We start from the raw sequence: 23,093 nt of genomic DNA, 5'->3' as shown, positions 1-23,093 counted from the left end.
TAATTAGTTTTTATTTTGAGAAACTGTCTCTAAAAAACGTAATGCTGTCGGTACAGGGCTGTAATTTTCCAGCGCCCAATGCCTTCCTTGGATAGCAATGCTTTCAATAATTTCTGGCTCGTCAGCTATTCTATCTACTGCTGCTTGTACATTATCTAAGTCAATGCCAATATAATGCTGCCAATTCTTTGGCATTACAGGTAAAGCAATACCATATTTTTCAAAATCAACATGAAAAGTAGCACATCCAGCGGCTAAAGATTCCCACAATCGCCAACTATCCCATTGCACAATTGTTTTAGTTTTTAACCTCAACCGTTCAATAAGTTGCTTTCCGCCACGATTAATTAAATTGCTTGGATTCTTAGGCCAGGAAGGTACAAAAAAGCCTCCAAAGCAGGCACAGGCAATTGAACCTTGCAGGCGTTTGTAATAATTTGGGTAGTGTCGTCCGCCAGTTTGTAACCATTGTAAATCATGATAGGGGTCTGTAGAACGCTTATCAGGGCTATCAATACTGTTATCAATCTGGAGAATTTTCTCTATACGAGGTATAAACAGGCTGCAACTGACATTTCTAACTGGATGCCCAAACTTCCAATGTCTAAAATTGATGAGTATTTGTTTTTTTCTTTCTTGAAAACTGGGTACTTCTTGAACTTCCCGCAGTATCCGGTTAGTTAGACCGAAAGACCAGGGATAAAAGTTTTTACCATAATTTAATTTTTGATTAAAATGATTTCTTAATATAAAATCAAATTGCTGAAATTCTGACCTTTCTATGTATGTTTTATCGCTATCCTCTCCATCTAAATAAACAGTCACATATTGACGTTTTGGGTGAAATAAGTTTTCAGGGAGAGGACAGTTTGCATGAAACCAATTATTTTGTAATATCACAATCGAACAATCATCAGGTGTGACATCTGGATGATGTCGAAAAAGATATTTTTTTTCTTCTGGCGACTCCTGCCAGTAGTTGACATTGGAGAAAAATTCAATTCCTAGTTCTCGAAAACCCTCGGCCAAGCAAATTAAGAGATGTTGGAACTTGTCCCCTGGTACAACATTTAATCTAGGGTCGCAATAAAAATATATTTTTTCAATAGAATATTTCATATTTTTTGACGTGATTATTTCTATTTAATTTAAATTATTGCTATAGCATTTCTCAATCTAGTGAAGTACAGTATCAACAGTGGGTAAACCAACTATAAATATCATTCAAAGAGACTTGGTTAAAAGCAGTTTCAATCGAAGAAGCTAAATCTGGATAACTTCTAGCACCCAGAGAACGTAGTATGTTCTTCAGCTTCGACCAACAATTTTCAATAGGGGAAAAATCAGGAGAATATGGTGGTAAATAAATCAACTTAGCTCCGGCAGCCTCAATGAGTGCTTCAATATCTCCACCTTTATGAATTGAGCAATTGTCCATGATTACATAATCACCTTCCTGAAGTTTAGGAACTAATTTTTGATTGACGTAAATCGAGGGAATATGCTTTCATTTTTCCCCTTGCTCAGATATAAAGCTTTATTTGATTGATTGTACTTCACTAGACCGGGAAAGGCTATAATACCATTTCACTTTAATAATGATACAAATACGCGGGGTTTGGGTTTAGCAGTGCTAAACCCCTACGAAAAATTTATGTCTATCAGGATTTTCGTGAATTGGTATAACTCCATAAACGGCTAGATTAAGAGGCAATACGAAATTAAATTTAGCCAATATTAAAAGAAGTGGCTCTATAATTTCTAGATTTGAAGTCAGCGATAGTTTTGGCGTAAATTTTTTCTAGCCGTTGAATGTGAACATTAATAGTAAACTCTTGCTGAAACCAAGCTTGAGCTTGTTCACCCATCAATCGAGTTTTGGCATAGTTTGTTGCTAATTCATTGATTGCAGTAGCTAGCTGTTTAATATTATTAAGTGGAACCAGAATTCCTGTTTGGCCATCTTGCACATGCTCAGGGATACCGCCAACAGCACTAGCAATTACAGACCGATAGCGCGCATAGGCTTCTAGGGTTACAAGTCCAGCAGGTTCGGGCCAAAGACTAGGAAAAACTACTGCTAAACACTGTTGATAAAGAGTTTCTAGTTTGTCAGAATTACACCAACCATGCCAAGTAATGCGATCGCTTAACCCCAGTTGATTAGCTAATTGTTCCATACTTGGCTTACCCCAACCATCACCAGCAATGTCAAAATGGATTTGCTGATTGGTTCGGGCGATCGCTCTGATCAGCCATTCAATACCTTTATATGGAACAATGCGACCAGCAAATAAAATTCGCTGATTTTGATGTGTTTGCCAATCTAGAGGTGCGGCGGTACTCTTGGGTGATTGCACACCACAACGAAGGGTAACTACTCGCTCAGGTGCTAAACCGCTATTAATGATTTGCTGACGCACATAATCACTATTAGCAATTACCGGAATTTTGAGTTTTTTGAGTGCTTCTAGAGGATGGTAAGCATTCCGCCAGTTCTGAAGAATATTTTGCGGTCTGCGACTACCACAGCCATCTATTAAATGACCCCAAGCACATCCTAAAGGGTTCATAGAGCGATCGCAAATTCTGCCGCGCTCTGCTAAATATTTTGTGCCGCTAGGACAGTAGCTAGAGTGATTATGAAGAGTAAATATTGCCGGACATTCTTCTCGAACATCCCCTAACATATCGAGATCGTGAATGTGAAGCAATTGGAACTGGCTTTGGTCAACATTTTTTAGAGAGGTGATGGTGCGATCGCTCACCCCAGTAATTTGAGAACGTACCAAAGAAGCTACATAAGTTTCAATACCACCGCCGCCATTGATGTCAGCACTAGAGCAGTGATGGATCATTTTTCTATCAGTTAAGTTTGTATTCATATTACAGACCAACATTCCACCAAAACTTGTGTCTGACATCGTTGACGTAATGTCTCAAAGCAATCTTTTTACTAGCAAATTTATCTGAATAAACGAACTGATCTTCTACACTTAAAACATATTTTTGAGAACAGAAAGGTCTGCCATGATTGTGGTGGATGGTTAAATGTACAATTGTTTGTTCTGTAAAATATACAGGCAGGTCTTGCAGATTTGCCAAACGTTCAATTGCAAAACTCCAATCCAACTCATAATTAAATAAAATAAACCCAGAGTTTACTGGCTTTAACCTTTCATCTTCATCATAAATAAGTCGCTCATCTAATGAAGCAGAGCAATCAGGAAGATAACGGCAATATTTATGATCCAAACTGGTGAAGTTATTTAAATTTGTGCCGCCAGGAAAAAATAAAATATCTGAATCTGTGAAAATAGTTGCCCCATTTACAGGAATTGATAATAATGCGGCTAACTTTTTACCTAATGGATGGATTTGTGCAAAATCAGTAACGCATTGAGGTAAATCTTCTTTTATAAGTTTGGTAAAGGGTGTGATTTCAACGCAGGGATGAATGCGGCGCAGTAATTTACAGCTAGAGTCGGTATAGCTACCATCGGAAATCACAATAAATCTTTCTGGTATGCCGATGTGACGAATAAATGAACGAATACTGGCTACCTGTTCTGGCAAATCACGTTCGCAAGAAAAAGCATAGACACTGAGCGGCACTTTTCGAGTTGTTTTGATAGGTATACTCACTATCTGAGGTAACAGTGATTTATAAATATTTCGCTTCCAGTTTCCTTGAAGTTTAGCGGCATGATAACCAATGTTTATCATTTATTTTTCCTTAATAGGTCTATTAATAATGAAGTGAATTTTTTAGAGCAGTAGACTCAGGATTATGTTTAGAAAATCAACAGGAGTTATTTTAGTAATATTTCCAGAAAATTATTCAAAATAAATTCTGGAAATATTGAAAAATCCAAAAACAATTTATCCTGCTTGACCCATTTCGTACTGAGCCTTGTGATATTCCCAAAGCCTACCTTTCAATTCCAGAAGCTCTTGATATTGACCTTGTTCGACGATGCGCCCTTGTTCTAAAACGACAACTTTATCGGCGTTAGCAATGGTAGAAAGACGGTGAGCGATCGCAATTACTGTTCGACCAACCGCTAGCTTTTCTAAAGATTCCTGAATTAAGCGTTCAGTCACAGAATCTAACGCACTGGTAGCTTCATCCAAAATTAGAATTTCTGGGTCACGTAGCAAAGCGCGAGCGATCGCAATTCGCTGTCTTTGTCCTCCAGATAAGCGCACCCCTCTATCTCCTAACTGGGTGTCAAATCCTTCAGGCATTTCTAAAATAAATTCCAGTGCATTGGCTAGTTGAGCAGCTTCTTTAATTCGAGCTTCACTCGCCTCTGGCGTACCGTATGCAATATTGTTCCAAACAGACGTGTTAAAAATAAAGGTGTCTTGACTAACGACAGCTATCTTGCGGCGCAGGGAATTAATTTCAAACTGCCGTACATCAACTTCATCGATGTAAATATATCCATCTGTTGCATCATGAAACCGAGGAATTAAATCTGCAAGCGTTGTTTTGCCAGCACCAGAAGCACCCACTAGTGCGGTCATCTTTCCTCGTTCAATAGTAAGCGTAATATTGCTAAGTATTAAATTCTCAACATTATAGCCAAAGTCAACAGATACCAAGTCAACTGACCGCTTTAAACCTGGAAATTCAATTGTGCCATTTTTAAAGTAAGTTTTGTCGTCAGTCCTTAAAAGGTTTTTAATGTTCTCTGCCGAACCTTGTAGAGTGCTGAGAAATGCTCTTGTGCCATTAATATCTTGAACGAAAGGCACAAGGCGAAATAAGACAAAGAAAAAGGTAAGCAAAGAAGCGACTTGTAGCGTTCCATTAGCAACAAAGTTTGTGAAGGCTAAAATAATCATGCCAACCAAAACTGTAGTTGCTATAGCTTCAGCAATAGGTCGAACTAGCGTCCATGTAAATACAACTTTAGTTGAAGAACTAACTACTTTATCACTGGCTTTGTAGTAACGCTGACGTTCAAATTCTTGTGTGCCAAAGGCATGAACAGTGCGAATTCCGTTGATAAATTCTATTGCTGTTGTTGTGAAGTTACCGTTAGCAGTAGACATACCAAAGCTTGTTTCCCGGACTCTGGCATTTAAATTTGATAATCCAACACCCAAAAGCGTGAATAAAAATATTGAAATCAGCGTTAATTGCCAGGAGAGCAAACACATTGATATGAGATAGACAACAGTTGTCATTCCTCTAGTTAACAAAAATGCTCCCCCACTGAAACCCTGTCTGATTCTTTCAATTTCTGTAGTTATAGTGTTAATCAGTTCGCCAGAACGAATTTGAGCAAAGTAACTTAGTTGCAAAGATTGCAATTGTTCAAAAATTTGCTTACGCAGGCGATCGCCAAGGTGCAGTTGAGCTAATTCTGTATAGACTTGCCCAAAATAATTGAAGCTGGCACGAATCCAAGTAGTCAATAAAATTAGTATTGAAATTCGATATAATCGGCTAATTGCCGATGTATTAATTCCTAAAATTACAATATCAAACCATTCAAACCCTGTCCGTACAGGTTGGGCATCAGGACTAGTTAAACTTTGTAAGAAGGAAAGTAAAAAGCCAATACTTACACCTTCAAAAGTTGCTGCTAGTAAAGAAAATATTAATGCTAAAGTAGCAATTTTACGAAAATGCTTGAATTCTTGCAATATTAAATAATTGTCTTGCCAAAAGCTAGTAGCTTTGAGCAGATTTTTTAGAGATTGAGAAATCTGAGAATACATGGATGTTGTGTAACAATAATTTGTCAAGTAGAAAGCCTGTTAGATACTAGGCAAAAAATGTTGCGCTAGCAGACTGGTAAATTAACTACCGTAATAATTGGTGAGTGATATTTCAGAATTCCACAGTAAAAAGAGCTTTACCGGACATTTTAATATAGTTAGATAATTATTATTTTTGATTTCTAAACTTTTTGATGTCCGATAAAACTATTACAATAAAATTGTATTTTTTTGAAAATTAATATGGAAAATACACCCTATAAGTAATAAGTAAATCACAGCGCTTGTCCATCTAGATGTAACAGGTTAGATTCTGAACATACTTCCCAATTACTTGCAATTCCTGGGAATTTATTTAGCTGTAGTTGTCTTTCTGAACTTAGTTGCACTGCATCTTCTAAAGTCCAGCAACGAGAACCAAACAAACTTCTATCACCTTGCACTACATTGCATAACTGTGGCAGATTGTGCAGATTATATTTACGCATCCAATGCCCTAGCGGTGTGATGCTGTGGTTTGCAGTTGTGTGAAACTGAATTGCTCGAAAGAGTTTGCCCGCCTCTCCAACGTGCCAATCGCGGGAAAAAACTAACCCTGGCGAATACACCTGCATCAGCAAGACAAGTCCCAGGATGATTGGGCTAGCCATCAACAGCAACATGAAGGCTATAATCCAATCAATTAATCTAAACGCCATCCTGAAGAATGATCTACCTTGTTTCGGTCGTTTACGATCAGAGGGGATGCGTAGAAATAATGGCTTATGAGCTTGCTCACACGCTGTAGCCCAAAATCTTAGTAAAGCTTCACCCAGTTTTGGATCTATGCTAACCAAACTGACTGGGGAATGTTTTAAGCACTCTACTAACAACTGTTCGTTATATAAAGAAGGCAGGTATGGCGGTTTAATACGTCCAGGCGATTTCACCAACAGCTGACCTCGCCGCCAGAAGAGTGTGCAGTATGGAGAGCGATGATTTTGGTCTTGCTCAGTTAGCGCGTAGTAATTCTGTAAAGTTGGAATTATTGAGGTAGTCATGTGTCTTGGGATTTGTAGAGTAATAGATTTTTGGGTTGATATCAAAGCCTATCAATGCCAAAACTCCGATCCGAATCTTGTTGTTTTTCCAAAATCTGTAGACAATTTGCAGAAGCATACTGCCATTACAAGTTATCAAGGCGATCGCACATCTTCTTGAATTCTTTCTGCCGTTAAGATGTACAAAAAACAATGATACTAAGTAGATAGACAGAATTAGATATAACTGAGGAGATGGAGAAATTTACCTTCGCTCTGGAGATGAGGGGCATTGGAGAGATTGAAAAAAATTTACCCTGTCACTCCATAACTACCTTTACTTGTGTCCACCTGCTTAATTTGCGATAAATCTGACGAAATCAGCCCACTTTTGTCTTTTGGATAATTTGAAGGGTCTGTGATCTCTAGAATATAAGACATTTGCGAAATAAAACTTAGCCAGAGAAATTCTTTATTTACTCTTTAAAAGATGCTGGTTTTGCAAGAGAAATTATTAAGTTAGCGTGAACCATATAAATTCCAAATAGTTAAAAATACGGTTAGTTTGTACAATTCAAAAAAATCAGTATTATAAGTAACATAACAAAAGAAATTCAAAAAGCCTGAGAATTAGGACAACCTATGCAATTTATAGTGGACTGACACAATTACTTTCTTAATTACGAATTACAAATTAGTATTATTTGGATTTTTGCAAGCAGTCTAATCAAGCGCCAAAATTATCAACAAAGATTTTTCCATAAATATGCCATCAACACGCAGCAGGGGCACAAAAATATTGTGCCCCTGCAACCCATATCATGTATTAAAAGCAGCTAACGAGCTATTTTTCTACAGCTTGTTGCAGTGCAAATCGTTGTGGTCTTGTATAAGGTACATAAGTGCTATTGGAGTTTGACACTCCATTTGCCACAACTCCAATGAGGTTTAACTTGCTCAACATACCTGTAGCTTGGGCAATCTGGCTTCGAGTTATTCTACCAATGCTTGCCACCATCACCACACTACGGCAAGAAGATGCTGTTAACATGGCGTCCACCAAACCTATGACTGGCGAAGCATCTATAAGTACCAAATCATAGTTCTCCTCAAGTATTGCCATCAATTGCATCATGCGTGGTGAACTTAAAAGATTAGCCGCATCAGCAGGTGTTGGCCCAGCAGTTAAAATATCGATATAGGAAGAACCGGAATATTGAATCCCAATTTGGTTAGGCAGAGCGACATCACTAGCCAGTAGAGTTGAAAGCCCTTGTTCGTTTGGCAGGTTGAGTTGTGTATGCAGACTGGGATCGCGTAAGTTGGCATCAATAAGTAGTACCTTTTTGTGTAACCGGGCAGCACTCATTGCCAAACCTAAGGCCAAAGCTGACTTACCCTCATCGGGTAAAGCCGAGGTGATCATTAAAGATTTTAAACTCGTAACAGAATTTAGCAGTTCAATATTTTTATAAATCAGATCCAGCGATTCCCAACGCGGTGGAGATTGCAGTACCTGAATTGTCCAAGGAGCAAGGACTTCTGGTTTGCCAAAAGGCAACTTGATTATTGGTTCTCTGGGTTTAGCAGGTGGTAATTTAGGAGTGCTTCCCAATAATGGCAGAGAAACCTGCTTCTCCAACTCAGCAGTAGTATGAACAGCATCATCAGCTGCTTCCCGAACAAAGGCAGCAATACCTCCCAACATTAACCCAACAACTGCACCCAACAAGAGATTTTGTTGGAGATTCGGGCCTAACTGCATACCTTTTTGGGGTTCTTCGACAACTTCCCAATTAAATCCACCTTTAGAAAGTTCCTGGCGCAATTGCTGTTCTGCTCTCAAGAGCTGCTCTAACCTTTCACGGCTAAATTGTAGCTGTGGTAGTATTCGATTGTAATAAGCTAACAAAGGCGGGAAGCGTTTGAGTTGAAAGCGTAGCTCGCCTTCCTTCTGTGCCAAAGTTTGATCGCGAGCAGTTAAAGCAACTATATTTGTCTGCGTTTCTACTAGCTGGCTAGCAAGATTGAGGTCAATTTGACCAAGCTGTCCTTGTTCAAGCAAAGTTTCTTGAGAACCGACAGCACCAGCAGGTAGCCTGCCTAAAGTTCTGCCTACCTCTTGTTGCAATAATTCTTTCTGACCCTGAAGTTGTTCTCTCAACTTTTGCACGCTAGGAGTCTCATCTGTGAAGCGCAAGCGTTCCTGTGATAGAGCCAACTCTGTTTTTTGAATTTCGTTGAGTAAACCTTGATAGCGAGTAGATTGGCTGAGGCGAGAAGAAACCAGGGCATTCTGTGGAGAGCGGTTTAGTTGCTCTTGCAAAGATTGTTGCCTGGCTAAAGCCTCTTCATACTGAGAACGAGTTGTGCGTCGTTCCTGCTCTAGATTGTTCAAAGCATTTTCTAGAGCTTTTGCCTGTGACTCTGGATCGATTAAATTTTGATTTCTGCGAAACCTTTGGAGGTTAGTCTCAGAAGCATTCACCTCATCGCTGGCCTTTTTTAACTGATCCCTAATAACTTGAAGACCTTTTTGTAAACGCGAATCTTGCTGCTGTTTGTTGTATTCTACATAAACTTGACGAATAGCAGTCAGAACGTTTTGTGTCTTGTCTGGATCTTTATCGGTATATTCAACTTGAAAGATTTTAGTTAGAACATTATCTTCTTTCGTTTTAATTTGATTTAAGACCAAAGCACTTTTAATCTCAGCTACAGTTATGTCTGGATAGTCTTGCTCAAGTTTTTCAACTGCTTTTTGAATGAGTCCAGAACTCTGCATTAAGTTAATCTGGGTTGCAGTATCTATTTCAATGTTAGGGTCGGTGAATTGATTCTCTGTTCCACCTGACCCTGGTTTAACTTGATAATTCGGTTCTATTAACAGCTGCATCGAGCTTTTAAAAGTAGGCTTTGTCTTAGTTGTAATCAAACCAGCAAAAGTAATTGACGTAAAAAATACAAGTAAAAACCAAGGAAACCGGCGTAAAAATACGCTCAATATTTGTCCGTAACCGACTTCATTATCGGCAACCGGGTTTAATTGGGGATTTAGACTAGTTTGAACCACTTTTATTATCCTTATCTTTGAGACGCTACGCCAACACCTAATAAAGCGTGATGATTAAGGCACTCTACAAGCTTGGTCAATAACTTTTTCGACTTTACTAAAGAATGCTGTTTCCGAAAAATTTGTCACTGCATGATTACGGATGTTTTGATAATCCCAAGTGATATCCCCAGCTTCTAATAATGCAGCTTGTAAGGATTCGGGTGTTTGTCTTTTAAAAAAGACCCCTGTTTTTCTAGGAATCTGAGTATCTAATACACCACCTGCTCCATAAGCAATAACTGGAGTGCCACTAGCATTAGCTTCTACAGGAACTAATCCATAATCTTCTAAGGCTGCGACGATGACAGATTTAGCTTTAGAAAACAAGTCTTTACGTTTTCCGTCACTTACATGACCCAAGAACTCAATATTATCTAATGCTTTGGATTTTAAGCGTTCTTGTTCTGGGCCATCACCTGATATTAATAACCGCCATCCTAGCCAATTGAAAGCTTCAATTATTATATCTAGACGCTTATAGCTGATCATCCTAGCTGATGCCAGATAGTATTCGTCTTTTATATTGGAAAAAACAAAATTGCTGGTATCAATAGGATAGTTAATAACAATTGCTTGCTTGCTATAAATCTCTTGAATGCGACGAGCTACTATGCTGGAATTAGCAATATAAAGGTCAGGTTCCTGTGCATATTTCAGGTCTACCTTTCTCATTAATTGGAATATTTTCTCAATTAAATGTGAAAAATAACGGTAATCTCCATATTCCCGTAAATAAGTTTCTGTATCCCACAAGAAACGGGTTACATTATGGCAAAAACAAATGTGGCGTGCATTTGGATGTTTTCTTACTGCTTTAGCGAAACTAGTGCTACTACTGATAATTAAATCGTAGCTTTCTAAGTTCAAGGCACGAAAAGCTGGAAAATATAACGGAGCTATCAATCTAAAATGCTTGACTGCACCCGGAATATTTTGTAAGAAAGTTGTATTAACTATACGCTCACCCAAATCTATAGTTTTTTGATGATTGTATAATGATGTGTAAATATCAGCTTCTGGGTAGCGCTTACAAAGTAATTCAAATACGCGTTCTGCTCCACCGCGCTGAGTTAAGTAATCATGGACTAGAGCAATTTTCATAATTTTAATCTCAAGTTTAACTAAAGTTTGGTTTAATACTTCTTATCCAACTACTATTAAGCGAAGTATCACCAATACAGTTTTTTAGCTTTTTGCTCTGTCAAATATTTCCCCCAAATCTCTTTAAGAAGAGGGGGAATTTTTATGTATTTACCTATTTTTTAGGGTAGGGATACGTATTGCCCACAGATTATAAGTCTGGGGCTATAACGCCTACCTCTGTATGGCGTAGTTTTTAGGATTTGCTTTTTGTCCTCTAAATACTCGTTGTGTCAGATATGAAATTAAAACGAACCACGGAGGACGCAGAGAGAAGTTGCGTGCGCGGGTTCCCCGCGCCCTTGCAAACTTCGGGAGGACACAGAGGAAGAAAACAGAAGAGAGCAGGTTAACTTTATTCTCTCTGCGTCTGTGCGTGAGAAAAATCATCCCATTAAATCAAACTTCTATCCAACAGCAACAAGAGTCTTTTCTGTAGCGAAATAAGCGTTTTGTTCGGCTCGTAGTTGGTCGCAAAGTCTGCCTGCGGGCAATTCTACATCATCGTAAGTTAGGACTTGATCCTTAGAAATATCTCGTTTGAGGCGACATCCTTCGGCTAATCCCATTGGTAGGAGGTTTTGTTCTTGGGCGATCGCAGAATTTTCGCATTGTCCGTAGGTCATGTAGTAGCCAATACCATCCAATGTTTCTCCAGCTTTCAGATTGATTTTGGCGGTGGTGACTACATCCACGATTGGGCCTGCTAGTGGAGACATCACCGCATCTTGGAAGAGAACAGCACGCGCTACGGATAGGGGAACTTCAAAATGACACAGGTGATAAGGAGTATAGAAGCTGTAAAGTGGGCCTTCACCTAATTTATATAAGTTGAGGTAGTGACGTTGTTTGGGGTCTTCGTGAGTAGCAAAGAGAAATACCCCAGGCCCTGGTTTTGCTCCAACTACATAATCGACAATGCCGCCTAGTTCTTTGAGCTGCTCTACATCATACATATTGGTCATCTCATCAACATGACCGCTGAAGTTATATCCCAGCATTCCCCGCTGGGCAACTTTCATGCCTGTGGCGTTAGCAACGATCGCCTGTTCAAAGGAAATTTTACTGCCGTCGGCAAAGCTGGTCACCATGTGAGCTTTTTGACCCCAACGCTTGGCAAATGCTTCTTGAGTGGTGGGATTGCGATAAGGGTCTTGGAGTCCTTTAATGTTACCGCACAATAGCGGAGTTAGACCAATACTTTTGACAAAACGGTAGAGATTCATTTCTACCCCTGGCTGATCCCCGTCGCAAGCGCTGAGAATAACGCCTGCTTTGTCAGCATATACCTTGAGGATGGGGCCAATCGTGCCATCGAGTTCGGCATTCATCATAATGATATGCTTGCGATGAGCGATCGCAAGCATGATGACATGAGCGCCAAATTCCACAGCGCCTGTGACTTCTATTAAGGCATCGATACTCTCGGCACGACAGAGTAATTGAGCATCTTCGGTTATTGCATATTTACCTTTGGCGATCGCGTCTTCGAGTTCGGTGACGTTAGCAACAACCTGAATATCCTCAACGCCTGCTTCTAAATAAGCTTGCTTGGCAGCACTAATCTGGCGGTTGGAGATAGCAACTAATTCCATTCCTGGTACTGAATTCACAATTTGATTGGCGATTCCTCGTCCCATAAAACCTGCGCCAATCATGCCTACTTTGATGGGGTTACCTGCTGCGGCGCGGGCTTGTAAGGCGCGATCAATAATTATCATTAGTTAAATTCCTTTTTTTGGGTGTTTGTCTTTTATTGCCAGCGATTGTGCTTCGCTAGCTTGGCTCTGTCTAAGATTGTTATGTTCGCAAAGGTTGTAATGATGAGAGCATGGCGTCAGCAAGAAGCACGTTTACTGTAGCTAGTTCTTCTTACCTTGCGTTTAACCTTGAATTGTTAAATATTCTTAGTGGAAATCTTATTTTTCAGAATAAATAGTATCGCCAAAACGAGCCATAAATTTACTTTAATCCAAAAGCGAAGATAAATTTTCTGCTGAGAATGATATATTTATTTTAACTCTGCGCCTCCAACAGCCATCATTCTCAACAGAGGCCAATTTAAATCTTTCTCAGAAATTTCAGTGATTTCTAGAGGCCATTCAATGTTGAAAAACGGGTCATCATAACGTAATCCCCGCTCATAACCTGGTGTGTAAAACTCACCAACTTGATATAAAACCTCAGCTTCATCTGTGAGTGCTTGATATCCATGTGCAAACATTTCTGGAACATACAAAGCGCGGCGGTTTTCTGCGGTTAATTCCACACCGATATGCGACAGGAATGTCGGAGATTCAGGACGCATATCAATAATCACGTCATAGATAGCGCCTTTAGTACAGCGAATGACCTTTGTTTCTGCGGCTGGCGAAAGTTGATAATGCATTCCCCGTAGCGTACCTTTTTTGTAGTTGAAAGATACATTACACTGGGCAACTGTTGGTTTTAATCCATGAGCAACAAATTCTTGAGCGCAAAAAGCACGGGCAAAAAAGCCACGGTTATCTTGCTTTTCTTCTAAATCAATGATAAATGCATCTTTAAGTTCGGTTGCAGTGAAGATCATAATTAACCTCAAAAAGAATTTTTAGGAAAAATTAACTAGGTATTTCAACAGGTTGTAAGGAAGGACTGAACTCTGGTCTGGCAAAAGTATCATCCCAATATTGCGCGCAAAGTTCTGGTCTTTCAGGAGGGTTAGCAGTGTAACAGAAAAATAGTGATGACCGTTCTTCTGTGCGTACTGTGCCGTGATGCAAAACATTTTTTGTATCTACAAAAATCACTGTACCTGCTGGGCCTGGACAAGATTTCCAAGCTGATTTAGGAATGACTGCTTTTACTTGTTCATCGTTAATACCCATATAGCGTGACTGCCAAAGTTTGTAATAAAGTCGCAAATATTTCCAGCTAAATGAGGGAGTTAAAGAACGCGGAATATATTCAAATGGCCCGGTATTTTCTGCCACATCATTGAGGTAAATAAAGATTTTGATAATGCGGCGGTCTTCAGCGTCGCTATGCCACAGCAATGTCCCAAATTGATTTTCGCTAGGAAAATCTTTGCGTAAGTGGACACCGTGAAAAGTAATAGGAAGACCGATATAATTTTCGATGATGTTGAGTAGTCTTTTCTCTGTTGCCCAGGCAGAAATTTCTGGTAAATCTGTAACTGTACAAATTTGGGGCCACTTCTCATCCAAATGCTCGTTATTAGCCGCTTCCATCTGGGATAATTGCTGGTAAGCAGCTTTGAGCAAGTTTGTGGTAGAGTCTAATCCTAAATCTGCGAGTGTTGTGAGGTAAACACCATCCCGTTTAAGAGCATCTAGAATTAGGCGATCGCTTCGTTCTAATCCAGGTAAATTATTTTGATATTTCCAACGTGCGATCGCACAGCTTACGTCAGAATATATTGCCAATAGTTTGCGTCTAATACTGTTAAACATTAATTATATAAATTCTATAGAGATTTGTTTTGTTTTATGGCTTTTTTTTTTGTAATTTTTGAGCCAATATTTCAGTTGTTTCAGCAAGCTTAAACTCTTTTAAACTCACTATATCTAAAGCAGATAAGCCGATTAAAGCTAAAAAAGGAATTACTGTTGTTATGGCTGACATAGGCCATCTTCTCAAAGCACCTAAAAAAACTTTTAAGCTAACTTCTCTACCATTCTGCAAAAGCATTCTTCGGCAAAACTGCTTAGAATAGCCACTCTGTTCAAGTTTTAAAATAACTTCAGGTATGTGTTTGTATTGCATTAACAGTGCCGACCTTGGCTCTTTCTGCCAATAACTCACACCAACAATACATTCTAAAAAAGTATCTTTAGTGACAATTACATTCCCCTTAGCAGCACAATAACCAGCTAAATATGCTAAAGATATCCAATTATTTGCAGCATCTTGCCAAATTTGCAGAGCTTGTTTTACTAAGTCAGTACGGTAGACACTAGCAGTCAAGAAGATGACTGCACCGATACTTTTAGCAAAACAATGTTCAAATATTGCCTTGCCATTGCCAAGACCATTTTCACTATCAGCATCAAACCAGCGGTTATCAACTATTGTTGGTGGATGGACTGCTTCCCCAGTAATTTTGTTACGACCAGAAAAATTAAGAAATAATAATGATAAATCCTCGTGTTGTTTGAGTTTGTTGATGACATACGCAACAGATCTAACCTGAATTGGATCGTCATCACCAATAGTCCAAACATATTTAGTTGTAGCAAAATTTAGACAATAATGAATATTTCTCATTACGCCTAAATTTTCCGAGTTTTTATTAGATTTAAAGGTTATATTTGTGAGTAATAATTGCCACTTGCTAATAACATCCTGTGTTGTGTCAGTTGAACAATTATCAGAAACTAAAATTTCACAGTCAGATTCAAAGCCGACGATAGCTTGAGCTAACCAAGCTAACTGTTTATCCAGTAGTTCAGCACGATTATAAGTAGGGATAGCAATAGTGAGTAATTTACTTGGATTATCGCTTATCATCTCATTATTAATTCGGTGTTGGTTGTTACTATTTATTGACGCAGGGATTCCGAAGCAATCAATATACTAACCGCTGATTGCTTGCAGTATCATTTACAGTGAATCAAATGAAGTTACGTAAGTGAGATGTAATTTTATATTTAATTCTCATAATCAGCGTACTGAAAAAGTAATTTATTCTAAGTGATAATTCCGAATCAAAAAGATTTGATCCGGAAAAATAGTCTTGTTTGTTTACCTTAATTTAGCTACTTGTGATTCCAAAAGAAGTCTTTGTCAAGTTGCTCTGTGCGAATAAGATACTCTAACTGTTTTAAACGCGTAAATCCTCTAAACAAAAAGGTATCTTCAGCCATATCAATTTGATTGAACAGATTAAATAGCTGTTGAGCACCAAGCTGTGCATTCCAATCGCATTTAAATCCAGGTAGCATGGTGTTAATTTTCTCGAAGGATACGCGATAGCTGCGGTTGTCTGCGCCGTTTTCCCCAAAAGACAATTTACAGCCTATAAAAATATCTGCAATGATTTCAGCAATTTCTTTAACTCGGTAGTTGTTTGCAGTATCTCCCACGTTGAAGATTTGCTTGTGTACAATGTCACGGGGAGCTTCAATGGCACAGACAATTGCTTTGCATATATCCAGCGCGTGAACCAATGGACGCCAAGGTGTACCATCGCTGGTCATTTTGATTTCTTTGGTAGTCCATGCCAACCCTGCTAAGTTGTTTAACACAATATCAAACCGCATTCTGGGTGAAGCACCAAAGGCTGTGGCGTTACGCATAAAGGTAGGTGAGAAGTCATCATCACCTAATAGCATGACATCTCGTTCTACTAGGGTTTTACATTCTGCGTAGGCTGTTTGGGGATTAATAGGAGATTCTTCTGTAACGTCACCCTCTGTAGCTACGCCGTAGACGCTACAAGAAGACATATATACAAAGCGACGTACACCTGCTTCTTTAGCCAATTTAGCGAGGCGAACTGAACCGTGATGATTGATATCGTAGGTAATGTTAGGTGCTAGTTGTCCGGTGGGGTCGTTGGAGAGTTCCGCCATGTGAACTACTGCTTCGACTCCTTGCAGGTCTTTCAAAATGATGTTGCGGATATCTTTATTGAAAGTTTTGGCTGTCACCTCAGTACCGTTATACAGCCAACCAACTTTATAGAAGCCAGTATCTATACCAATAACTTCGTGTCCTCGTTCAATTAACAGAGGAGGTAATAATGAACCGAGATAACCTTCTGTTCCAGTTACTAATATTTTCATTCTAGCCAAATCCTTTGTATTGATTAGTTGCTTCCTATTGCCTTCAAAAATTACCCTTGTAGAGAAACTTAGCTCAAATGAAGAGGGGTAATATTTCAAAAAAATTTTCAGAGCTTAGAAGTATTTACTAATATTAATTTCATAAATCTTCGGCTCATACGTCTCCACATAGTATCCCGCCAGCCTGACCAAGCTGTCATGTCAAGATATTGAAAAAATACATCTTTCTTAGGATGTTTACATTTAGTTCGTAATCCGGAACACCAGGGTTTAGGAGCATTAGTAAAGTGAATAATATAAGGCTGATGCAGTAATTGGTTATAGACATCTTCTGTAAAAGGACTTTCTTTCCATGATGAGTAATCATAAATTTTGGGCATCTGATTCCACCTTGGATGAATTTCTCCCCATTTGCCAGCAAGAACTGCGTTTAAACCATCTTGATCATGCCTGACATATTCTCTATTTTGTTTTATGTATTCAATAACTCTTTCTCCTATTTTTTCCCTTCTCCACTTTTCCAAGTTAATTACTAAAAGTCCGGAATTAAAATATTTATAATCTGGGCAGATTCCGACTTCTTGATAATTTCTTAGCCCATTACACATTGAAATATTCATTTCAACATCATCTTGGACTGCTAGTACATATTTGTCTTCTAAATCAATATTCCATAGCTCTTCTAAATTACCCGTTATTACCATGTCTGTATCTAGATAAATTGCTTTATCAAACTCTGGCGTTAAAAATTCAGTAAGTAGAAGACGATAATAGGAAGTAACTGTTAAATGCCTGGTCAATACCAAATTATTCAACAGCGCATTATCTATCTGTATCCATGAAATATCAATCTGTTCTGATCCGAGGGATTTGGTAATCTTGCGTTTGTTGAATTTACTAATTCCTCCATCCAGAACAAATAAAGATATCTTGCGATCGCTTTTAACATTGGCAAGTGCTGAACGAACTGTAACAGCAAGAGGCATTGCATAGTTATTATCAGCAGCACAAACAACAGCCATGGGCTGTAAATCTGATATAACTGCCATGAATTTAACCTTAATAACTTATTAGTGTGGGCATTGCTGAGTGCTGAGTTGTGAGTACTGAGTACAGCATTTCATCAATTTGTAGCAAATTAACGTGTGAAAATACTCTGCGTCTCTCTGCGTTTAAAAAACTACGAACTTATGCAAAGCCGTACTAAGTAAATAAAGCCACCAATCTTTTACTCAACACTCGTTACTCAGGACTCAGCACTTTTAACTTAAGACTCTACATTGCTACTGCAAGATGTGATGGTTCAGGAATTTGTGCCACGATCGCTTTGCCGATTTCCAGAGAAGAAGTAGCAGCGGGGGAAGGAGCATTGCAAACATGAACAGAGTTTTGACCTTGAACAATCAAAAAGTCATCTACAAGAGAGCCGTTATTCATCAAAGCTTGAGCGCGAACTCCCGCATGGGTAGGAACTAAATCTTTGGCTTGGACTTCTGGAATCAGTTTTTGCAAGCTTTTAACGAAAGCTGCTTTACTAAAGGAACGAATAATTTCCTGAATTCCCTCATCAGCGTGTTTCGCTGCCAATTTCCAAAACCCAGGGTAAGCCATTACCTCTGCAAAGTCCCGTAAATCAAAGTCAGTTTTTTTATAGCCTTCGCGTTTGAGGCTGAGAACCGCATTTGGCCCTGCATGAACACTACCATCAATCATGCGGGTAAAGTGGACACCCAGGAAGGGAAAATCTGGATTAGGAACTGGGTAAATTAGAGTCTTTACCAGATAGCGTTTTTCTGGAGTGAGTTCGTAGTATTCTCCCCGGAAGGGCACTATTTTAGCGTGGGGTTCAACTTGTCCTAATTTAGCAACGCGATCGCTATGCAATCCGGTACAATTAATTACAAAGCGAGTTTCAAAGCTGCCGTTGTTTGTTTCCAGTACCTGATGTTTGCCACTAGAGAGGATTTTCTCCACTTTTGTATTAAGGCGTAAATCTCCCCCCTGTTTTTGAATTAACTCAGCGTATTTCTCACAAACTTGTTTGTAATTAACAATACCTGTAGAAAATACTTTAATACCAGCTGCACAACTGACATGGGGTTCAATTTCTCTAACTTCTTCTGGGCTGATTCTCTCTACTGATATACCATTTTCTAAGCCGCGTTTGTAGAGATTTTCTAGGCGTGGTAATTCTTCTTTTGTAGTGGCAACAATTACCTTACCACAAATTTCATGATCAATGCCATATTCTTGGCAAAACTCTACCATTGAGCGAGAACCGTCACGGCAAAATTTCGCTTTGAAACTTCCTGGCTTATAGTATATGCCAGAGTGAATTACACCGCTGTTATTACCTGTTTGGTGAAATGCCCACTTGCTCTCTTTTTCTAAAATTAAAATCTGTGCATTGGGATAGCGTTTACCTAAAGCCATCCCTGTAGAGAGTCCAACTATTCCCCCACCGATAACTGCAAAATCGTACATTGCTATTATTGCGCTATAAATGATAATAAATGAGTGTTTTGTGTAGATAATTTATTTACTACCACACTTTCCAAGGAGCTTGATCACTCTTCCATAGCTCTTCTAGATAGTTTTTATCACGTAATGTATCCATCGGTTGCCAAAAACCACTATGTTTATAAGCCGATAACTGTTCCATATCAGCTAGCTTTTCTAATGGTTCTTTCTCCCAAACGGTGGCGTCATCAGCAATAAAATTGATAACTTCCGGTTCTAAAATAAAATAACCGCCATTAATCCACGCACCATCACCTTCTGGCTTTTCTCGAAAGCTAGTGATTTTAGTTTGTTCTTGTCCTAAAGAAATTGCACCAAATCGTCCTGCTGGCTGAACTGCTGTTAGTGTTGCTAAGGTCTTTTGTTCTTTATGTAACTTAATTAATTCTGTAATATTTACATCACTAACACCATCACCATAGGTGAAACAAAAAGTGTCATTGCCAAGATGTTCTCTGACTCTTTTTAAGCGTCCACCTGTCATTGTCTGATCACCTGTATTTACTAAGGTGACTCGCCAAGGTTCAGCATAACCAGAATGTACGTTCATCTGGTTAAATCGCATATCGAAGGTAACATCTGACATATGCAAGAAGTAGTTAGCAAAATACTCCTTAATGATGTACCCTTTGTACCCGCAACAGATAATAAAGTCATTAATGCCGTGAGCAGAGTAAATCTTCATTATGTGCCATAAAATTGGCTTACCACCAATCTCTACCATCGGCTTAGGTCTGATACTGGTTTCTTCACTCAGGCGTGTACCAAGACCTCCAGCCAAAATTACTGCTTTCATGTAATTACCTCAAAGTTTTGCAGGTAGGTTAATACTTATTGGACTAAAAAAGTCTGAAGCGTAAAGGATGTAATTCTCTTTATATAGCTTCTTATACTCTTAAGGAAAATCCGCAGCTTAGGGCAGAATAAAGTAGAAACTTGATTTATTCCTTGCACTTTCTGGACGAGATTTATGCCCCATCCCTTCAATTTTGTTACTCGATAACGAGGATGCAGGGTTTTGAAGCTTTTCCTCAATTTAAAATTCAAGGGTTTTGAGAGATGTTAGTAATGGCTTTGCTTTTGATGCGTGAGGTAATATCAGATTCGGATAAAAACTTATAATTAAGGCTGACGCCAAGATGTTGCGACACAGATATCTGGAGATTTTAGAATTATAAGTAATTAAGCGAACTTGATATTATTTCATCCTTCATACTTCAGCCTTCATTAAAGTTTCTCGTTAAGATGAAGCGGTTGCACCTGGAATCGAGAAAAATTTATTTCCCATTTATTTTTCTACGTAAACAATCTAACGAGATTTTCTTGATTTTTTGTAAAGGTCAGATAAATAAAAATCTTTTATATGTGAAAGATTTATAAATATTTATAACGGGTAAAATTAAATGCTTAGATCAAATATAAATATAACCCATAAAATAAATAGGGTTAGCACGAGCCAACCCTGATTATGCTTGATTTTTTGCAATTAAGGCCAACAATCCACTAATGATAAACTAGTGACAAAATTTACTTTTTTGCCACTATTTGATTCCTTGAGCATCCCACATACTTGTACTTTGGAGTAAAGTATCACATTTGTTTTCTACAACAATACAGATACTACTAAGGGCTTGCTGGTAATTCTCCATATCTTCTTGCTCAAGGGAGACTTGGGCAGCTGTTTGCAAATCTTCAATTGCTTTGAGACGATTGCTCTCAGCTTCAGGGCCTCCATATTGTGCAAGTTCATAGCGAATCATACCTCGTTTGAGATAAACTTTGCCTAATTTAGAATTGATGCGTATTGCTTGGTTAAAGTCTGCGATCGCTAACTTATATTCTTGATCGTATTCGCTGCTATATTGTGCTATTTGAGAATGGACGATACCCCTTTGAAAATAAGCTTCTGCTTTAGATGGATTGAGACTAATCGCGTAGCTAAAATCATCTAATGCTCTTTTATAATCTTTTTGAGAGTCACCGCTATATTTAGCAATTTGGGAGCGGACAACGCCCCGCCTCAGATAAGCTTCAACTTCCTTATTATTCAGGGTCAGCGCCCGATTAAAATCAGCGATCGCTTGATTATACTCTTTATCAGGATCGTTACTATATTCAGCAAGCATATAGCGAACATTGCCCCGATTGACAAAAGCTTTGACTTCACGAGGATTGATTTGCAAAGCTTCGGTGTAGTCTGTAAGCGCTCCTTCATAATCTTTCAGATTATAACGAGCATTACCTCGGTTAACACGAGCTTTCGCGTTTTCGGGTTCTTGTTCTATGGCTTGGTTAAAATTTTCAACTGCTTGCTCATAATTACGAATTTTGTAAGCTGCATGACCCTGCTTATAGTAATCCGCAAAGCTGAGATTTTTAGTATTATTTTTCTGCCGAGACATCAAGGTTTGTTGAGTATAGGCATTTTGAGATATAAATGGGCGCGTAAATTTAACCATTACATCCAAATAGCCTAATAAACCAAAACCGAGCAAGCACAACACCACAGGATACCATTTCCGCTGTTTGGGAGATTTATAAATACCAGTATTTTGGGTAAATACTGGCTGCCAATGGTTAACTGGTTGTAATGGAATAGCTGGCTGTGGTAAACGTGGCTTCTGAGCGTAGCGCCTTTTGGCTGGAGTTCGAGGTTTGAGATGTTCTCTTGCTGCTATTGCTTGAGGTGATGGGAATGGGTCACGTCCGCCTAATCGTAGGGTACGTTCACACCAAGGGCATACTTGCTGGTGGTTGTTATATATATGCTGGGGATTAACAGTACAATTAACAAGGCTATCTTCAGCTTCAGCTATTGCCAGCATCCAGTTTTGGGCGCTAGGACGCAGATGTGGGTCGTTATGTCCATCCTCAAAACAACGTACAAACAGTTCTTGCAAGCTAGGATGGAGTATTGCCCAAGCAGGTGCGATGGGAGTTGGAAGATAAGGTACTTGTCGATTTTTACTGTAAGTGAAATGACCAGCAGAAATTCGTGCTTCGTAGGCTGGCGGCTCGCCTGCACCTTGAAAGATACCAGAAAACGGGTGCGTGCCTTCCATTAGTAGTTGAAATATCAGCACCGCTAACCCAAACAAGTCATGAGCAATTTCGCGATCGTACTGTGCAAAAATTTTATTTTGTAATTCCGGTGGCGTAAACTCTGGTTTGCCTACAGGACAGCGGTAAACAGCATTGCTGTCTGGATCGATTACCTGAAAAGAGTCCGTGTCTACTAAGGTTACCAGTGCTGTATCGCTAACCAAGATATTCGACTCATTCACATCGCCAATACAATATCCACTAGCGTGCAATGCAGCAAAAGCCGCCGCCAGATTTCGAGCAGTGCGAAGCAGGTACTGATAGTTGAATAAAGGACAGTGTTGACGGCGAGTTCTGGGGTTGTAAAAGTCGATTATCGGACGCATCCCCCGAATGCGCGGCATTAAAAAGCCGATAATCCGATTACTACCATCTACCGATCGCAACAGATCCTGTGGCCAAGCAATAGAAATATGCCCCAAGGTAGCCGTAGGGTTTTCTGGCGGATTAGCAAGCATTGCTTGCAGTTTATAAGCGTGGGCAACTGTAGGTTTGTGATAAACCTTTGCCACTGAGTTACTATCGGATGGCACCGCATAGATACAAGCTTCACCACCACGTCCTAAACTAACGTTAAGGCTCAGAATTTCTTGCTTGGGAGAACAACGTAGTACCTGCATGATGTAGTCACAATTAACGATGGTTACTTAAAAATGCCGAATCCGGCACAATCCTTGC

18 protein-coding genes are annotated in these 23,093 nt (G+C 39.2%); 1 reads left to right on the top strand and 17 read right to left on the bottom strand.

The window, feature by feature from the left end; translation table 11 throughout:
* Nucleotides 1–3 precede the first annotated feature (3 nt).
* The 6 genes from AC5JL8_RS13570 to hepC all read right to left on the bottom strand — a co-directional run bounded on the left by AC5JL8_RS13570 (nt 4) and on the right by hepC (nt 6,773).
* Nucleotides 4–1,119: a glycosyltransferase gene (locus AC5JL8_RS13570; RefSeq protein ID WP_495880294.1), complete on the bottom strand. Its 1,116-nt coding sequence runs from the start codon at nt 1,117–1,119 to the stop codon at nt 4–6.
* Nucleotides 1,120–1,192: 73 nt separating this feature from the next.
* Nucleotides 1,193–1,492: a transposase gene (locus AC5JL8_RS13565; protein WP_495880495.1), complete on the bottom strand. Its 300-nt coding sequence runs from the start codon at nt 1,490–1,492 to the stop codon at nt 1,193–1,195.
* A 235-nt stretch (nt 1,493–1,727) separates the two neighbouring features.
* Nucleotides 1,728–2,885: a glycosyltransferase family 4 protein gene (locus tag AC5JL8_RS13560; RefSeq protein ID WP_495880293.1), complete on the bottom strand. Its 1,158-nt coding sequence runs from the start codon at nt 2,883–2,885 to the stop codon at nt 1,728–1,730.
* Nucleotide 2,886: 1 nt separating this feature from the next.
* On the bottom strand, nt 2,887–3,726 hold the full coding sequence (locus AC5JL8_RS13555) for a hypothetical protein (RefSeq protein WP_495880292.1): 840 nt from the start codon (nt 3,724–3,726) through the stop codon (nt 2,887–2,889).
* Between the two features lie 156 nt (nt 3,727–3,882).
* Entirely contained in the window at nt 3,883–5,733 is a 1,851-nt protein-coding gene (hepA, locus tag AC5JL8_RS13550) for a heterocyst formation ABC transporter subunit HepA (RefSeq protein WP_495880291.1), read from the bottom strand.
* A 275-nt stretch (nt 5,734–6,008) separates the two neighbouring features.
* Complete coding sequence (gene hepC, locus AC5JL8_RS13545) at nt 6,009–6,773, bottom strand: heterocyst development glycosyltransferase HepC (RefSeq protein WP_495880290.1); 765 nt, start codon at nt 6,771–6,773, stop codon at nt 6,009–6,011.
* Here hepC and AC5JL8_RS13540 point away from each other — a divergent pair.
* Entirely contained in the window at nt 6,772–6,933 is a 162-nt protein-coding gene (locus AC5JL8_RS13540) for a hypothetical protein (RefSeq protein ID WP_495880289.1), read from the top strand. The two genes, hepC and AC5JL8_RS13540, sit on opposite strands and share 2 nt — an antisense overlap.
* A 663-nt stretch (nt 6,934–7,596) precedes the next feature.
* On the opposite strand, the gene AC5JL8_RS13535 is transcribed toward AC5JL8_RS13540, so the two are convergent.
* The 11 genes from AC5JL8_RS13535 to AC5JL8_RS13485 form a co-directional block, all read right to left on the bottom strand.
* Nucleotides 7,597–9,825, bottom strand: a complete 2,229-nt coding sequence (locus AC5JL8_RS13535; RefSeq protein ID WP_495880288.1) for a GumC family protein — start codon at nt 9,823–9,825, stop codon at nt 7,597–7,599.
* A gap of 54 nt (nt 9,826–9,879) precedes the next feature.
* Nucleotides 9,880–10,968, bottom strand: coding sequence for a glycosyltransferase (locus tag AC5JL8_RS13530; RefSeq protein ID WP_495880287.1), 1,089 nt, complete (start codon nt 10,966–10,968; stop codon nt 9,880–9,882).
* 446 nt (nt 10,969–11,414) lie between these two features.
* The gene (locus tag AC5JL8_RS13525) at nt 11,415–12,728 is read right to left on the bottom strand and encodes an NAD(P)H-dependent oxidoreductase (protein ID WP_495880286.1); all 1,314 of its coding nucleotides are present in this window, start codon (nt 12,726–12,728) and stop codon (nt 11,415–11,417) included.
* A gap of 290 nt (nt 12,729–13,018) precedes the next feature.
* Complete coding sequence (gene rfbC / locus AC5JL8_RS13520) at nt 13,019–13,576, bottom strand: dTDP-4-dehydrorhamnose 3,5-epimerase (RefSeq protein ID WP_495880285.1); 558 nt, start codon at nt 13,574–13,576, stop codon at nt 13,019–13,021.
* A gap of 31 nt (nt 13,577–13,607) precedes the next feature.
* The gene (locus AC5JL8_RS13515; protein ID WP_495880284.1) at nt 13,608–14,459 is read right to left on the bottom strand and encodes a phytanoyl-CoA dioxygenase family protein; all 852 of its coding nucleotides are present in this window, start codon (nt 14,457–14,459) and stop codon (nt 13,608–13,610) included.
* Between the two features lie 34 nt (nt 14,460–14,493).
* Nucleotides 14,494–15,516, bottom strand: coding sequence for a glycosyltransferase family 2 protein (locus AC5JL8_RS13510; RefSeq protein WP_495880283.1), 1,023 nt, complete (start codon nt 15,514–15,516; stop codon nt 14,494–14,496).
* Between the two features lie 248 nt (nt 15,517–15,764).
* Complete coding sequence (locus AC5JL8_RS13505) at nt 15,765–16,793, bottom strand: NAD-dependent epimerase/dehydratase family protein (protein ID WP_495880282.1); 1,029 nt, start codon at nt 16,791–16,793, stop codon at nt 15,765–15,767.
* A 107-nt stretch (nt 16,794–16,900) separates the two neighbouring features.
* The gene (locus AC5JL8_RS13500) at nt 16,901–17,842 is read right to left on the bottom strand and encodes a glycosyltransferase family 8 protein (protein WP_495880281.1); all 942 of its coding nucleotides are present in this window, start codon (nt 17,840–17,842) and stop codon (nt 16,901–16,903) included.
* Between the two features lie 226 nt (nt 17,843–18,068).
* On the bottom strand, nt 18,069–19,277 hold the full coding sequence (lhgO, locus tag AC5JL8_RS13495) for an L-2-hydroxyglutarate oxidase (RefSeq protein ID WP_495880280.1): 1,209 nt from the start codon (nt 19,275–19,277) through the stop codon (nt 18,069–18,071).
* Nucleotides 19,278–19,335: 58 nt separating this feature from the next.
* On the bottom strand, nt 19,336–20,109 hold the full coding sequence (gene rfbF / locus AC5JL8_RS13490) for a glucose-1-phosphate cytidylyltransferase (protein WP_495880279.1): 774 nt from the start codon (nt 20,107–20,109) through the stop codon (nt 19,336–19,338).
* 745 nt (nt 20,110–20,854) lie between these two features.
* A complete protein-coding gene (locus AC5JL8_RS13485; RefSeq protein ID WP_495880278.1) occupies nt 20,855–23,035 on the bottom strand; it encodes a tetratricopeptide repeat protein in 2,181 nt (726 codons plus the stop codon).
* Between the last annotated feature and the right edge of the window lie 58 nt (nt 23,036–23,093).

Source organism: Mojavia sp. (assembly GCF_059505145.1).
The sequence above is the reverse complement of the archived record's forward strand: the minus strand, read 5'-3'. Positions and strand labels throughout refer to the sequence as shown.